Raw genomic sequence first — 17,185 nt, 5'->3', positions numbered from 1 at the left:
CTCATCGTGTGGCGAGCAGGCCCAGGAGGAACGCCCGAAGGTCGTCGTCCAGGTACCAGTCGCCGTTAAACATCGACTGAACAGACCGCGCGAGGGTGTCACCAGTGTCCGGTTGCGTCTGCTGCCGCGACAGGAGACGGCTCAGGGCACTGCGCCGCATGCGGCGGGCGCCCGGTCGGCCGGTGTGGGTCTGGGTGAACCAGAAGATCCGCTGAGCGGCATCCAAGTCGTCCAGGTGCTGCGCCAGATGCTGCGCGAGGGCGTGCCCCGCGGTCCCGAGCCCCTCGTCGGCGAGGTCAGCGACCGTGATCCGCTGACTGCCGGGCTCGTAGCGGCCCGCGTCGCCGTCCACAGCGGTCACACGGCGCGCAGCCGGGGTGTTGAGCCACGACCGCGGCACGAGGCGCTGCACGCCCCGTACGGCCCGCTCGGCGTCCGGGGTACTGTCCGGGCCGAACACGATGCCGGCGTTGCCGCCGGGGCCCATGTCGCGGATCTCCCTGAGCGCGGCCGCGACCGCATCGGGCACCGCAGCGGCGTACCGGGAACGCAGGTTCTCCCACTCCCGTCGCGCGGCCGCCGCTTCCATCCGCGCCGCGGCGATCTCCACCTCGAGGTCCGGGTCATCCGGGATGGTGGAACTGGTGCGCGCCGCCTGGAGGTTGACCAGGCGCCGCTCGGTGGTGGCCACGTAGTCGTCCGCGTGCTGGAGCGTGCCGTGCGGGTCGCCTCCAAAGTCGTCGCTGAGAGAGTCGGCGAGACGACGGGTCACCGCCTGGTCGACGTCGCCGCCGGCCGCCCGCAGGGCAGCCATGTGGCGAAGCCCGGTCAGGCCAGGGCCACCGTCCGCGGCTTGGTCCGGGGACCAGCGGACACGGTCGCTGCGCCCCGGGAGCCGCCCGGTGGCGAGCTGCGCCCACGTCGTGGGCTGCCACCAGGTAACGCGACGCTGCGCCTGGCCGAACCGTCCGGACTCCGGCAGGAGGCCGGCCCAGTGGGAGACCCGGGCGGCCAGGGACTCGCCATCCGCCTCGGGCAGGTCGAGCGCTCGGTGCAGGCGGGCCAGACGCCGGGACTCCGGCCAGTCACGGACACGGCGGGCGAGCCGGCCGAGGAACGCGCGGAGTCGAGCCATGCGTTCCCGGGCGTCCCGCCACTTCTCGGCAATCTTCTCGGCTCCGGCCTTCACCAGGAGCGCGATGCGCTTGGCGAGGCGGACGAGCGCCGCAACAATCCGGGCGAGGAGACCCGGCTGACGGCCGGCCTGCGGCGACGCCGCGGCGACGCGCCGCGCAATCTGGCGGGCGGTCGCCTGCCGGGAGCCATCCATGCGCCGGGTGATGGCACGGGCGATCCTCTCGGCGTCACCCGGGTCCACGCCCGCGGCCTGGAGCTGCTGCAGCACGGCGTTCACCGCGTCGTCGACGTGTCCCGCGACGGTGCGGTTGACGTCCGCGTCGCCGTCGGTGTCCGGCCCGTTGGGGGTGCCTGCGATCCGGTCGGGGATGAGGCTGAGCAAGTCCCGGGCGCGTGCGGCGAGGTCCTCGTCGCTCTCGTCGGGCAGGGGCTCAAGGTCGTTGATGGTGCGCAGTGCTGCCCGAACCGTCGCGGTGTGGGAGTCCTGCGCTACCGCCCCGAGTGCCAGCATGGCGGCGGAGCGCTCGGGACCGTTGACACCAGCGGCGTCGAGGGCGGCTTGAGCGTCCTCTCGCGCTGCCGTACGGGCTTCTTGCAGCGCCTCGGGCGTGAGGCGCTGGGCAATCTGCTCGCGCAGAGCGTGAATGTCGCCGGGCGGTTCGGTGCCCGCAATGGCCTCGTCGATGATGCGAACGGCAAGGCTACGGGCGTGGTCGCGGATGATCCGATCAGCGTCGGCCTGCGGCGCTGGGTTGGGGTCGCGGCGCGCCCCGGCCGGCGGGAGGGCCGGGGAGCCAGGGCCAGCCGGAACAAGCGCGGTGTTGTCGCCCTCGGGCTGCGGCTCACCGAGCTGCCACAACGGCATCGCACCGTGGACCACACGCCGACGCGTACGGCCGTCTTCCCCTTCCAACAGAAGGGAACGGACTCCGCCGGGACCGTCCTGGACGTCGCGAACGCGGTAGACCGTCACACCGTTGCCGCGGGCGTCCTGGAGGGCAATGGTGTCGTCTTCAGCGACCTGAGAGGCGTTGGACGGTCGCGGACGGCCGAGTTCATCCGGAGGCGTCCGGCCAACGGCACGGTCGAGGTGATCCGCGGCGCGCAGTGCAGCACGGCCCTCGGGCGTCGACGGGTCTGCCGAGTCGCGGAGCTGCGCGGCGAGTGCGGCCGCCTGCTCCGGGGTGACCGGAAGATCCGTCGTAATGCGCACGGCGCCCTGCTGGGCGTCCAGGTCATCGTCCGGACCGTCGGCAAGGTCCCCGATGACGTCCCGGTCGCCCGTGGTCAGCTCAGGGTCGACAGTCGGGCCGGTGACCGGCTCGACTCGGTGAGGCGGCTCGTGCACCGTGAGGTCGTCCGGAGTGTCCGGGGCGTCCTCCGGGCCGAGGTCGGGGGCGTTGCCGTCGGCGCCCTGGGCCCGTGGGAGGACCGTGGCGGCGTCCACGTCGATCTGGCCGATCTCGCCCGTGGTGGTGTCCGCGTAGTCGATGGTGACCCGGTCGCCGTCCCGCTGGGTGCCGGTGACCGCCACGGTGGTGAGGGTGCCGTCGAGGTCCAGGACCACGACGTCGTCCTCCTTGAGGTCCGCGGCCGCTGGGTCGTCGATGCCGGTCACCGGGGCGGTGGCGGGGTTGGTGTCGTCCCGGACTTCGCCGGCAACGCGGAGGTCTCCGGCGCTGCGGGTGGTGGTGCCTTCAGCGGTGGTGATGGTGACGCGGTCGCCGTTGACCTCGTCGACGGGCCCGAGCAGCGCACCGTCGGAGTCGGTCACGATGTGGCCCGGGGTGACGCGCTGCCCGGATGCGGTCCAGCCGTCGGGACGGTCGCCGCCGGTCACCGTGAGGGTGGTGGGCGACAGGCCGTCGGCGGTGTCGTCGTTGTCCCAGCGCACAGACACGGTGGTGCTGGTGGCGCCGGTGACGGTGCCTTCCCGGCTGCGGAGCCCGTCAACACCGGTGACGGTGCTGCCCGGGAACAGGCCGCGGCCGTTGCGGTCCGTGGGCACCCTGTCGGGCAGGCTGCCGGTCTGGACGGCGCTCTGGGCGCCGCTGGCCGGAGAGCCCGGCACGGTGTCGTCCGGAGCTTCCGCGCGGGCGGCGGTGGCGTTGAGCGGCGTGAAGACGTGGCCGCGCTTGCCGGTGCCGTCCGGGTTCGCCGTGACGTACGTACTCCACATGTGCTCCGTGCGGCCGTTGCGGGTAACCTCCACGCGCACCGGGCCCGTGAAGACGTACCCGGACCGCGTGACGGCGCGCCCGTTCCTCGTCCTGCCGTCCATGCGGACCATGTCGCCGGGCACCAGGTCCGAGACCCGGGCCCAGTTCGCGGGCTGGCCACCTACGGGCTCGGGCACGCCCTGCGGTTCCTCGGCCGGGACGTCGGGCGTCGCAGGCTCGGGCTCCGCGGGGGCCCGGTCCGGGGTCGGCTCCGGCCGCGCGGGGGGCTCCGGGGTGCTCGTGGGCTCGGCCTGCGGCGTCTCCGCCCGGTCGCCCTGCTCTTCCTCGCCCGGACGCGGCCGACGGAAGGCCGTGGGCCGGTCCGGGGTGTTCCGGAAGCTGAACGAGCTGAACGGGGTCTCCCGCTCTCGCTTCTCCGGGTCCGGGTGAGCCGGGTCGATCTCCACCGTTCTGGCGTCAATGTTCGCCGAGTAGTCCGTGCCGTTCGTGAACGGCCAGGTGCCCGTGCGGTTCATGTGCCTTGCCCGCAGTGGACCGGTGAGACGACCGCGCTGGCTTACTGGGTGGTCGGTGTCCTGGTCCAGCGCAGAGATGTCGTCGCCGGCCTGGGCGTCGCGGACGTCGACAGGGATGGTGTACCCGTCGGCCTCCTGCTGGGCGCGCCAAGCGTCGTAGTGCTCATCCAACTGCCGTTCGCGGTCGAGGTATCGCTGAGCTTCCTCCCGCCAGGACTTGTGCAGGCCCTCGGCCTCGCCGCGGTCGATGATCTGCTGGGCGACGGCTTCGCCGAGTGATTCCCCGTTGGGGCCGCGGAAGGTACGAGCCTGCTCCGCGGCGTCCGGAGCATCCCATGGGAAGGGGCGCCCGTCCTCGTCACGGACTCCCTCGAGGATGCGGGCATAGGCGCGGGCGTCGTCGCGGTTGAAGGCGCGGGCCACAGGCTCCATGGACCCGGGTGCCATGACGTCCCAGCTTGCCCCTCGGTCGTCGTCACCGAGGATGGCCAGGTGTCCGCCCTCGGACAGCTCGAGAGTGGGGTTGTCCGCGTAGCGGTGGCGGAACCGCTCCTCCGGGACCGCCGAGGGGTGGCTTGGCTCGTCCAGTTCACCGCGCCGCCACCGGTCACGGACCTCATCGACGTTGTCGAAGCGCGGGGCGTCCGGGCCTGTTGCCGCATCCGTGTCCGGGACGTTCGTACCGTCGGCCTTCGGCTCGGTATCGACGGTGGCGGGCTCCTCCGGGGCCTGGCCGGCGTCCGCCTGCTGGCGCTGCTCCTCTTCGGCCTGTCGGCGCTGTTCCTCCTCGAAGATTTCCCGGTCCCTGCGGTCGTTGTCCCGGTACTGCAGCTTGAACTGGTTGTAGGTGACGCGGCCGCCGTTGGCGTCGTACCAGTTGATCAGCTCCTCACTGGCGTACTCCCTCCAGCGCCCGAACTTGGCCAGCTCGCCGCCGGAGAACAGTGAGCGCTCGTCCGGCCGGTTGTCGCCGTACTTGTGCTTGCGGTTGAAGAAGTAGCCGTTCGTCTCATCGATGGCCTGCTGGTAGCGGGCCTCGTCGAAGTCGGCGAACGCCGCGCGGATGATGTCCTCTTGGGTGCGGCGGGGCCGGGTGATGTCGGCATTCCCGAAGCCCAGGGCCTCGTCCATGGCCTTGCCGCGGCGCTCGGCCTCCTCGGCGTTCTCCGGCGGGGTGTCCGGAACGGCGTTGCGGATGACCGGGTCCGGGTTGTCGCGCCGGTCCATCTCCGCCGCGACGCGCATCATGTCGTCCTGGCTGAGGGGCTGACTCACGAGCGCGTCAAGCGCGTCGTCGTCAAGCTCAGTCAGGTCGGCAGGCAGTACGGGGGCGTCGGTGGTCTCCGCGGCTCGCTGCTGCTCGAAGTCGTCACGGGCAGCGTGGAGCGCGCGCTGCAGGTTGCGGCCCTCGCTGTCGCGCCACTGGCTGACGGTGCTGGGCCCCCAGGGCTGGTGCCAGTCGAAGGGCTGTCCGTCGCTGCCGGTGATCTCCTCGAAGCGACTGGCAAGGGCGCGGGCCTCCTCGGGGTTGTCGGTGCGCAGGGTCAGGCCGGGCAGGTTGGTGCCGTTGCGGGCCTGAGCGAACCGCCACAGGGTGGTGCCGTCGTCCTGCGGCTCCGGCCATGTGACCAGCCCACCGCCCGGGGAGAGAACCATGCCTTCCCGCTCGGCGGCCTGCGCGAGAGCGGCGCGCCGCTCGGGGGTGTCCTCAGCCGCGGTGAGACCTTCGCCGTTCCTCCAGGCGCGGCGAAGGGAGTCCACGTCACCGTGGCGGACTGGAGAGCGGCGGTCGCGGCCGTTGGGGGCGTGCCCGTCGCCGTCGCCGTCGCCACCGGTGCCGGTGGCGGCCGGAACGTTGAGCTCGGGCAGGTTCAGGTGAGGCAGGCCGGGCCCGCCGAGGCCACCAGGACCGCCCGGGCCACCGTTGCCGCCGTTGCGGCGTCGGCGACGCCGGCGCCGGTTGCGGTCGTCCTGCTCGTCCTCGTTGTCCTGGTCTTCGACGTCCGGCTCGTCCTGCTGGTCGTCGGCGTTGTCCGGCGCGTCGGAGCTGTTGCTGTTCTCCTCGTCGTCGGACGGGGCGTCAGGGGTGTCGGCTCCGCTCCCGTCAGGGTCGGCGGCGCCGCCGTCGAGGTCACCGTCACGGTGCTGCCGGCGTTCCTCGTCGCTCTGGTCCTGGTCCTCCTCGCTGTCGCTGGTGTTGTCCGGGACGTTGGTCCCGTTCTCGTCGCGGTTGTTCTCGTCGTCGCGGCGGTCGTTGCCGCCGTCGTCCTCGCCCCGCGCGATCCGGGCGGCGCGGCGGAACCGCTCGGCCGCGCGCTCCCCATTGGGGCCACCCAGTTCGTACATCTCCGCGAGGGAGTCGAGCCGGTCGGCGGCGTCGCGCAGCTCGGCGTCGGGGTCGTCGGAGTCCGCCGCGCGCCCCACGGCGTCGGTGACGTCGCGGATCTCGGGAAGATCGTCCCCGCCCGCTTCGTCGGTGGCCTGGCGCACCAGGTCGGACATGCGGTCGGTGCGGTCCTTGATGTCGCTCCGGCCGCTGTCCGGGGTGGCCTCCGGCTCGTCGACCACGGGCTCGTCGACGTCGGGAGTGCCGTCGGTGTCGGGGGTGTCGGGCGTGCTGGTCTCGTCGACGTAGGGCTCGGAACGCTCGTCCCTGTGGTTGTCGGGGATCTCCTCGTCCGGGTAACGCAGCCTCACTTGAGCGTAGGAGTTATAGAAGCGCTCCTCACCGTCGTTGGTGACGATGCGGGTACGGCCGCGGCCGGTACGCGCCGGCGGCTCGGCCACGGTGTGCGTACGGCCGTGGGCGTCGGTGTACCGGTCGCCCGGCTCCAGGTCAGCGGCGTTCCGCATCTGCGCCGGGCGCAAGTCGCTGGTGTCGCGGCCCTCGGCGTCGGCGAACATGTCCGGCGTGCCGAACTCGTCGGCAGGCCGGTCCTCCGGGTTGTCGGGGTCCGCGGTGCTGTCCGCCTGCCGAGTGGTCGGCTCGTCGACGTCGAAGAGGCCGCCGGGCTCCTCCCTGGTCTGCTTGGGCTTGGGCTCCTGCTTCGGGGCGCGGCCGGCGCGGCGGGCCTCTTCCGCTTCGAGGACCTGCAGGCGGGTGCGGTCAACGCCGGACAGTTCCCCGCCGTTGGCCATCTCGCGGCCCAACAGGTCCACGATCTCGTCACGGATCTCGCCATCGTCCATCGAGGACGGAGCCTTGGACCCCTCGGGGCGTACGGCGTCGAGCTGGTCGGACACCTCGTCCGGAGTCAGGGTGACGGTGTCGTTACCTTCCTCGCCGCCTGCCTCGCCCTGGTCGGCGCCCTGGTCCTGGTCGTCGTTGCTGTCGTCGCCGAGGTCGCCGAGGTCGCCGAGGTCGCCGGTGCCCGGGGCGTCGGCCGGCGGCTCGTCGTTGCCTCCGTCGCCCGCGCTGCCAGCGTCCGGGGTGTTGGTCTCCTCGGTGTCCGGCGCGTCGACGTCCGGGGTGGCGTCGGTGGAGTCGCCGTCGTTGTTCTCCCGCTCCTCGCGGCGGCGGCGCAGATCGGCCCCGGCCTCGTCGATGGCCTTGCGGTAGGCGCGGTATGCGCGCACCTCGGACGGGTCGGACTCCAGCCCTTCGCCGCCTTCCAGCGTCCACGCCCACTCCAGGAGTGCGCGGTGTACCTCGATGGGGCCCGTGACCTTGAGCGTGCCCTTACGGCCCGGCTTGGCCTCCTTGAGCGCCTTCCGGGTGTCCGGGTCCTCCATGGCCGCGGTCTCGTCGACGTTGAGGAAGTCGACGAGTGCCGCCGGCATGGTCAGCGTGACGAAGTCCTCGGGCTTGTCCCACGCGTACTTGAGCGGTTCGCCGGGCTCCTCCGCGTCCGCGGTGTCCTGGCTCTCCGTGTCGTCAGGTCGGATGCTGGCGAGGGTGTCGCTGACCTCGTCCGGGGAGAGGCGAACGGTGTCGTCGTGCTCCTGGTCGCCGTTCTCGTCGCCGAGGTCGCTGGTGCTCGGGGTGTCGGCCGACTGTCCCTCGTCGCCTGTACCGCTGGCGTTGTCGGGCGCCGCGGTGTTCGTCTCCTCGGGGTCCGGCGCGTCGGCGTCCGGGGTCGTGTCGGTGGAGTTACCGTCACCGTTGTCCGTCTGCGAGGCGTCGTGCGCAGGGGGGGTGGGGGTCAGACGCGCGAGGGTGTCGCGCACCTCGTCCTCGGTGAGGTGAACGGTGTCGTCCCTCTCCGGCTCCGGGTTCTGCTCGTCCCAGCGCTGGAGGTTCGCGACGGCTTCGTCGACCGCGGCCTGCAGCGGTTCCCGCTCCTCGCGCCGCTCCTTGGCGATCGTCTCGCGGTCGTGCTTCTTGTACCGCTTCTTGTCGAGTTCGTCGGGGTCGATCTCGGGCTTGGCGTCGAGGTCGGTGATGCGGGCGACGACCTCCTCGAGCAGGTTGGCCCGTGCCCGTGCGTGGTCGATTTGCGGGGTGAGATCTGCGGCGGCGTGTGCGGACTGGAGCAGGGCTATTTGCTCGTCCAGCTCGGGGACCTTGGCCCGGTCCGACTCCTGCAGGGCAGGCGCCTTGTCGAGAGCATTGCCGAGGCGGGTGATCATGCCCGACCCGGCGCCCTTCTTCTGGAGGTCTTCGACCGTGCGCTCAAAGTCAGAGTTCCGGAGGTCCGGGAAGCCAACGTGCGCGACGAGCCTGCCGTCCTCCTTCCGCTCCGTACGGACGCCGAAGTCCAGGCCGCGGAACTGGCCGATGACGTGCCACGGGCTCATGCCCTCGCGGTTGTGGTCCAGGAGCCGGGCGGTCACCTGGCGGTGCAGCGCCTTGCCTGCGTCGGAGCGCTCGCCGTACGGAGAGCCGCTGATGGTCATGGTGAAGCGGTCGCCGGCCTCTTGAATGCGGGGCAGAGCCTGCTCGCGGCGCTGGACGCCGTCGCGGGTGGCCTGGGATTCCTGGCGCAGCTCATCGAGGGCTTCGGCGCGACGGATACGCTCGGCGGCCTCGTTGTGCTGGTCGATCTCAAGGTCCTTGAGACGGCGGCGGGCCTTCATGAGATGACTCATGTAGGGGTTGCCGCCCATCTCGGCTTCCATGGTTTCGTAGTCGAACTCGGCGCCGTCGATCTCCTGGACGACGTCGCTGGTGTCGCCCTCCGTCGGCTCCGGCCGCTGGATGTCGACCAGGCCCTCGGCCTTGGCGGCGACGAACCCGGCCTTCCAGCCGTCCATGGAGCCCTTGGTCCCGAAAATGTCGATCTCGACCTCGGGGTTCTGGTTGCCGTAGCGCAGGATGCGGCCGTTGCGCTGCTCCATCTGCGCCGCGCCCCAGTCGAGGTCGACGTGCGTGAGGGAGATCATGCGGTCCTGGGCGTTCATGCCCGTGCCCGCGACGGCGCTGGAACCGATCAGGACCGAGATCTCACCTTCGCGGGCCTTGCGGAACAGCTCCGTCATGTCCTCGGGCTTGCCGGACTTCTTGGCGTCCTGGACAAAGGCGATCTTGTCGGCGGGGACCCCGCCGGCGACCATGAGCTGCTTGAGTTCGGCGTAGGCGTCGAAGCCGCCCTTGTTGTCGCTGTCCGGGACACCTTCGTTCAGGAAGATCATCTGGAGGGCGCCGGGGACGGGGTGATCCTCGTCGCTGCCGTAAGCGACCTTGTAGACGCGGTCCTTGGTGGCGTGGTACCGCTCGATGTGCCGGTCCGCGACGGCCTTGAGCTTGTTGCCCGCGGGGGCGTTGCCGTCGACGAGCCGCGGGTCCAGGGCCACGCTGGTGCCCTCGTTGGACACCGTGAGCATGTTGTCGTCGACCAGGGCGCCCTTGCGGGTGCGGATCTGCTGAGGCTCACCGTTGTGGATGGCGCGGCCGCGGGCGACGAGCCCCTTGAGACGCTTCTTCTGGTCCGGGGTCGCGTCGACCAGGATCAGGTTGTGGGTGCCGCCCTTGAGCTGCGGCCGGGGAATGCCGACGTCGTCGGCACGCTTGGTGTCCGCGACCAGGCCCCACATGGTCTTCATGGCTCGCTTGTTGTGGAACTCGGAGAAGCGCTCCACGACGCGCAGGCCGGACCCGTCGGGGGCGTTCTCGATACGCAGGGTCTTGCGGCCGAAGGTGTTGGCCCACAGGTCCGGGGCGCCCGCCTTGTAGGCGTCGAGCACCCACGGCGCCGCGAACTGGAGCATGGTGAACTGCTCGCTGATGCTGTTGGACAGCGGCGTGCCGGTGGCGAGCGTGATGGTGGCGCGGCCGCCGCGGCGGCGGTGCAGGTCGGTGGTCTTCTGGTGCAGGTCGACGCCGCGGATGGACGCGGGGTCGCCGCCGGCCTCCTTGGAGCGGAAGCCAACGCCCTTGTAGCGGTGAGCCTCGTCGACGACGAAGTAGTCGAAGCCGAGGTCGTCCCAGTACGTCTCGCCCGGCTTCCGCATGGGCGCGGCGTTCTTGTTGATGTTCCGCTGGACCGTCGCGATGCGCTGCTCGATCTTCGCGACGATGAACGGGTGGTTGGGGTTGTCGGCGTCCTCGTACTGGCGGTCAAGCTGCTCGCGCAGCGACTCCAGCTCCCGGAACTCGTACTCCTCCTGAGCCTCCGGGCTCATCTTGATGGAGCCGAAGGCCTCTTCGGTGAAGATGACCAGGTCCGGCTTGTTGGCGCGCAGCCACTCCAGCGTGCTGGAGCGCCGGTCACCGGCCAGGTCCGCCGAGGTGATCAGGTGGATATCGGCGTTCGGGTACAGGTACCGCGCTTCGTCTGCCCACTGCTTCGCCAGGTGGTTCGGCACCACAGCCATGGGCTTTTCGATCTGCCCGGACGCCTTGAGCGCCTGGGTGCCCATGACGAGCGTTGAGGTCTTACCGAGGCCCACCTCGTGGGCGAGGATCACGCCCCGCTCGAACTGCATCCGGGCGGCGCCGGCGAGCTGCCAGGAGTGCGGGGCCCTGTCGGGCGTGAAGCCTTCCAGGGTGGGCGACATGCCCTCGTACGAACGGACGACGTGCCCGTTCATGATGCGGTTGTAGGACTCGGTGAGGACCGTCAGTCGCTCGGCGTTCGCCGTGGCGTACTTGGCGAACTCGGCCCGCATCTGATCGGCCTTCTGCCGGATCAGACGGGAGGTCGTCTCGTCAACGTCCTTGCGCTTGTCGTCGTGGTAGACGGTCAGCGATCCGAAGCCGAGGACCGCGCGGGCGATCTCTACGGCGGACTTGCCCTTGGTGCCCTTCTCCGGGTTGGCCGGGACGCCGTACATGACGTTGTTGGCCTCGGGCACGCGGCCGGTGTTGAGAATCCAGCCGTACCGGTCATCGTGCGCAACGCGCAGCGTCCGGTCGCCCAGGTACTCGCGCAGGAAGCCCTGCAGCAGTTCCGGAGGAGTCCAGTGCGCGCCCATCTCGGGCGTGAACTGGCCGATGGTCCGCTCCGGCGGCTGCACCGCCTCCAGCGCGGCCACGTTGACCGCGTACGCCGGGTCCTTCTCCGCGGCCTTGCGGGCGGCGTCGAGCTTGTCGCGGACGGCACCGGACAGGTAGGCGCTGGCCAGCTCGAGGCGGCCGGTGGCCGGGTTGGTGAAGACCTCGTTACCGAGGCGCTTCAACGCCTCCTGCGGGTCGACGTCGAGGAGGCGCGCGACTTCCCCGAGGTCCACTTCGCCGTGCGCGGCGACCACCGCGGCCAGGGCCGCCTTCGGGTCGTCGGTCGACGTCAACTGACGCCGGCGGGCCGCGGCGCGCTCGGTGAAGATGCGGGAGAGGACCGGCTCACCGGTCTTGGCGTCCCACCGTTCCAGGGCGAGGACAGCCGCGGCGTCCGGGTCGGCGCGGAAGTAACCCCACGCCGTCGGGCGGCCGTTCTTGGTGCGGTGCTGGCCGGGCTTGGACAGCGGCCCGTACTGCTCGACGTAGGCGGCGTGCAGGTCGCGGAGCTGGGCGCGGAGGGCGTCGGCGCGCTCCTCCTCGTCGTTCTTGCGGTCCAGCTCACGCAGTTCGGCGGCGACGTCGCGGAGCTGCATGAGGTCGCGGAGCTGGGCGGTGTTGCCGTCGGCCGGGTCGATGAGGACCGGCTCAGCGCCGTTGACGTGCTGGTAGAACTGGCCGTCGTCGCCCTCGTAGAGGCGGCCGGTCCAGTCGTTGGCGTGCTTCTCCCGGGCAGTCTGCAGATGCACCGGGGGCCGGTCGTCGCCGTCTGGGTGCGGCTCGTAGCCGCGGCCGTCGACCTTCGCCTTCTCAGCCATGTCCTCGAGCGCCTTGCGGAGCTGTTCGGCGGCCTTGGCCGGGTCACCCTTGACGGTGACCTCCGGTCCGTACGGGCCGGACTGGGTGGTCAGCGTGCCGAGGACGTGCTCGGGGTGCTCGTCGAAGTAGGCGTTGATGTGGTGCGGGGTGCCGTTGAGGTCCCGTTCGGGGGCGTCCAGCCATGAGGTGTCGGCCGGCTCGGTGCCGTCCTCACGGCGCCGGAACACGAGCACGTCGGTGGTGACCCCGGTGCCGGCGTCGTTGAAGACGCCGGAGGGCAGGCGGATGGCGCCCACCAGGTCGCCGTACTTGGCCATCTGGCGGCGGGCCTTGTCGCCCTTGGAGTCGAGCGTCTGCCGGGAGGTGATGACGGCCGTGATGCCGCCCGGACGGACGAGGGCGATCTCCTTGGTGACGAACCCGTTGTGCAGGCTCTCCGCCGGGTACCGCTTGTCATCGAACGGGACGCGGGCGAACGGCACGTTGCCTATCGCCGCGTCGAAGGTCCCCGGCCGGGCGTCGGTCTCCGCGAAGGACTCGTTCAGGACGTTGGCGTGCGGGTAGATCGCCTGAGCGATCCGGGCCGTGGTCGGGTCGAGCTCCACACCGGTCAGGCGCGCGCCGTCGGGGGCGACGCCGAAGAACGTGCCTGCGCCGGAACCGGCTTCGAGGACGTCGCCGCGGTCGAACCCGAAGGCGTGCAGGCCATCCCACATCGCCTCGGCGATGGGCTGCGGCGTGTAGTGCATGGACAGCACGCCGCGGGACGCCTGCCGGAACTCGACCGGCGTCAGAACGCGCTGCAGCTCGCTGCGGATGTCGCTGTACTCGGACCACCGCTCGTGGTCCTTGGCGAACTTGCCGTACCGGGTGCCGCCCTGCTGGTAGCGCGGTTCCTTCTCGTTCGGCTCGCTGGCGAAGATGATCGGCACTGAGCCCCACCCGGACCAGCGGGCGAGGATGCGCTTCTCCTCGTCGGTGGCCGGCCGGTTCTCGGCCTCCAGCTTCTTGAGGACCTTGATGGCCTCGACGTTGGCGGCCGCACGCGCGCGTGCGCCCTTGGGCGCGTCGGCCGGGTCCGGCCGGAACCGCGCTACGCGTCGTACATCGCGTCCCTGATCTCCTGCAGGTGCTGCTCCATCGGCGTCTGCTCGGGCGCCTTCTCCGCGCCCTCTTCCGGCTCGGGCAGAAGCTCCCTCAGAACCATCGCCGTCGCGTCCGCCCTGATCTGCTTGAGCCGGCCGACCCTCTCGTCGTAGCCCTCCGGCTCCGGCACCGTCTCCTCCAGCGCCTGCTCCGCGACCAGAATCCGGCTCTCGATCTCCCTGGCCTTCGTCTCCACGAACGCCTCCGGATCGTCCATCGCCGCCCACTCCTGCGGCAGGTACGTCCGCCAGTGATCCCGGACCGTCGGACTGAACATGTTCATCGTCGTCGCCTCCCAGCGCTGCACGGAGCGCGGCCTGCTGTGCCTCGATCTCCTCGCGGGAGATGACCTTCTGGTCGTCGTTCCCGCCATTCTTGCGGACTGCCTCACGGGCTGACTCAATCGCGTGCAGTGCCACGTTGATGGAATTGAGTCGGGTCTTGGCCTTCGCCCGGTCCGACTTGTCCGCGTCGCGGTCCGCGGCCTGCACGGACATGTCCCGCGACAGTTCTTCCGTCACCCGGTGCAATTCCGCGAGGAGGCCCTCGGGAATGACCAGGTTCCGGCCCTTGATGTGGTGGCCTTTCTTGCTGCTGGGCACCAGCGGGTTCACGCCGTCGTCCCAGCCGTACCGGTCCCGGAACAGGTGGAAGAGGTACTGGCGTTCCTCGGATGCGTTGGAGAGCCGGTCGCCGAGGCGGGCCGTCTGGTACAGCTCGACGAACATCTTCGGGACGAACACGCGGCGCTCACGGCCCCAGGTGCGCTCACCTCGGGTGTCCGGGTCCTGGTCGTACGCGTGGACCAGCGCGGCCAGGGCGGCGGCTCGCGACGGGTATGCCGTGTTGCCGTGGCCCCAGGAGTTCTTGCCCCAGGTCCAGCCAATCTCTCGGCGGTCCCGCCCGTAGCCGAGGTTCTGGTTGTAGTCGATGTAGCCGTACCCGCTGCCGCCGTCGATGCTGATTTGCCCGTTGGAGTCGGGGTTGTCGACGCGGGCGAGGAGTTGCTCGACCTCGGGGGTGGTGTCCCGGCGGTTCAACTCGGCCTCGATGGCGGCCATGCGCGCCTCGCGGGCCGCCTTGACGTCGTCCGACTCGTAGTTCGAGCGGCCGCGGCGCAGCTCGGTGTACTCGTCGAGCAGCTTCTTGGAGTCGACGGCGTCGGGGGTGTCCCGGTCCGTGATGGCCCGCTTCTCCCGTTCGCGCCGCTCCTGCTTGATGTCCTCCAAGCGGCCCTCGAGGACCCGCTGAGCCTCGGGGGACGCCTTGCGGAAGTCCCGTTTGATGAGTTCGTTGTATTCCTCGGACAGGGCGTCGTCGTCGAGGTCAGCGACCGGCGGCCGGTCGGCGATCTGCTCGGCGCGGCGGCGCTGCTGCTCACCGACGATGGCGTCGTGCCGCTTCTGCAGGGCGGCGCGTACGGTCTGCTCGGCCTCGTGGTCGTCGCCGGTGGCCTGGTGCAGGGTGACCCGATGGGCGACGGCGTCGCGGGCCTTGGCGAGGTTCTCCTCGGCCATCGTGGTCAGGTCGGTGTTCTCGTCGGCCAGTGCCTGGGAGCGGCGGCGCCGCTCGCTGTAGATGGCGCGCTCGACGTCGTTCGCGGGCTCGCCCCTGCGGGAGCCGTACGTGCCGCGTTCCTGCTGCGACTCCTTGACGCGGGCCTCGATGTCGGCGTCGCTGAGCTGGGTGGCGTCGCGGGCCGCGGCTTCGTCCCGCTCCTTGCGCCGGCGCTTCTGCTCCTCGGCGATCAGGTCGATCTCGCTGTCGAGGCGCCGACGGTTGGCTTCGGAGCGGGAGCTGCGGTACTTGGTGTACCGCTCGTTCTTCATCGTGTTCAGCCGGGCGTCGGTGGCGTCGCTGATCTCGCGGCGCAGCGCGGCGGTCTCGTCGCCTCCGTCCCCGGGTGCGTCGGGGGCGCCTTGGCTGGTCTCGTCGCTGACGTGGACGTTGCGGCCCTGGCGGGCGAGATTGCTCAGGACCTCCGAGATGCGTTCGTCCCGGGTGGCGTCGGTCATGTTCGCCTGGGTCTGCCAGGAGCCGACGGGGCCCATCGTCGGGGCCCACTTCACGGCCTTGACCTTGCCGACCGCGTTGTAGTCCCGCTGGTCGCCCTTGATGGTGCCGCGGAAGACCATGACGCGCTTGGCGGGCTTGCCGTCCTTGCCCGGCTTCATGACCCACGCCGCGGTGACGCGGTCCCGCTTCTGCGGGTTCTGCGCGGCAAGGTGGAGGCGGGCCATGACTTGGGCGCCCTGCGGGGGGTATTGCGGGACGGGGACAACGACGCCGTTGATCGTGGCCTTCGGCGGGTAGCCGCGCTCGCTGGTGGCGGCGACCTGCCCGTCGGGGCCGTACAGGGTGATCGCGCCGCCGTCGTTGACGTAGTGGTAGCCGTTGACGCCGTCGACGGGCTGTGCGCCGTCCGGGAGGGCCGGCGTGGGCTCCGGCTGGGCCTCCGGCTGCTGGGGGGCATCGGGGACGTTCTGAGCCTGGGGGGCGTCGCCTGCCGGGGCGTTCTGGCTGGCCGGGGCTCCACCGCCCTGTTCCGGCTGCAGCTTGGCGAGGGCCTCGTCGACGACCTCGCGGAAGGACTTGTTGTCCTCGGACCGCCACTTGCTCACGGTGACGTGGGAGAGGTCCAGCGGCTTGCCGTCCTCGCCCTTGATGTTGGAGGCGACGAGGAAGCGGCCGAAGCGCTGTGCTTCTTGCTGGGTCTCGAAGCGGGGGTGCAGGGTGAAGCCGCTACCGGTGGCGACGAGTCGCCAGTTGCTGTCTCCATCCCGGTGGGTGACGAGCTGTCCGCGGCCGACGAGCTTGAGGCGGTCGTCGGCGATGAGGCTGTCCAGCTTCTGGAGCGCGGCGCGGGACATGGGGTCGGTGTGCTGGCTCAGGCGCTCGCGGATGCCCTGCCAGTGCGTGCGGACGTCCTGCAGGGTGGTGAACCGTCGCCCGTCCGCGGCCGGGGCCGACGGGGTGGCCGGGCTGGTGGCCGGCGCGGGGGTGGCGTCGAACTCCTTGCGGGCTCGGATGATGGCGCCCTGGATGTTCTCGCCCTTGGTGGAGCGCCAGTCGCGGGCGGCGCGGTCCAGTTGCGGGTCGGAGAAGTCGAACGGCTGGCCGAACTTGGTGATCTGGCCGTTGACGGCGGTCTTGTCGAGGTGTTCGGCGAACCGGGCGGCGTCCTGCGGGGTGTCGAAGTCGCCGGCGCCGTCCATGCGCTGTCCGGTGCCGGTGGCCGTCAGGTTCCAGCGGCCGTTGTCGTCGCGGAGGATCGCGAAGCGGCCGTTCGGGGTCACCTGCAGGTCGTCGTCGTGGGCGACCGAGCGCAGGAAGGTGGCCATCTCCGGCTTGGTGCCGGGCTGCTCGGCGAGCTGCGTGAAGTGGCGGCGGACGGCCGCGGTGTCGGCGTACCGGGCTCCGGCTGCGTTCTGATGGTTGGGAAGCGCGTCGAGGTTGACGGGGTGGGCGCCGTCTTGCGGCTCGTCCTGGTCGTCCTCGTGGCCGGGGCCGTCGCTCTCGTCGTCGCCGATCGGGCGGCCCTGGTCGTCGACGTCGTGGGGGTCGTTGGGGGTGTTCGGGTCGCCGTCGTCGTCCCGGGCAACGCCGTTGCCGCGGCGCGGGTCCTGGTGCCGACGCTCGTCCTCGGCGGCGACCTTGTTCTCGTCCTCGGTGGGCGCGGTGCCGTCAGGACGGGCGACCATCGTCACCCACTTGGCACTCGTGGTGTGCCGGCGTCCCTGGAACTCGTTGGGGCCGCTCTGGTCCTGGACGAGGACGCGGTCGTGCGGAAGGGCGCGCACGACGCGCGCGAGCTTGCCGCCCCAGAGCCTGACCGTTCCACCCGTCTCGATGAAGCGGCCCTTGCTGTCGCGGGGGTGTAGGGCAGGGTTCCACGGCCGACGCGTGACCTTGACCTCGAGGTCGCGATTCAGGTCCTGCGACTCAGCCTGTGCAGTGGGGCGATTCAGCATGCCGCGGACCATGCAGAGCGCGGGCGCTTAGCGTCGCGCGCT

The 17,185-nt window shown here is 71.0% G+C and carries 1 protein-coding gene; it reads right to left on the bottom strand.

Annotated elements, in window-relative coordinates:
* Position 1: 1 nt before the first annotated feature.
* A complete protein-coding gene (locus ABZT04_RS33610) occupies positions 2–17,143 on the bottom strand; it encodes a DEAD/DEAH box helicase family protein (RefSeq protein WP_356060962.1) in 17,142 nt (5,713 codons plus the stop codon).
* Between the last annotated feature and the right edge of the window lie 42 nt (positions 17,144–17,185).

The sequence above is a fragment of the Streptomyces sp. NPDC005492 genome, from assembly GCF_040605995.1.
GTDB lineage: Bacteria > Actinomycetota > Actinomycetes > Streptomycetales > Streptomycetaceae > Streptomyces.
This window is presented reverse-complemented; position numbering and strand designations above follow the sequence as displayed.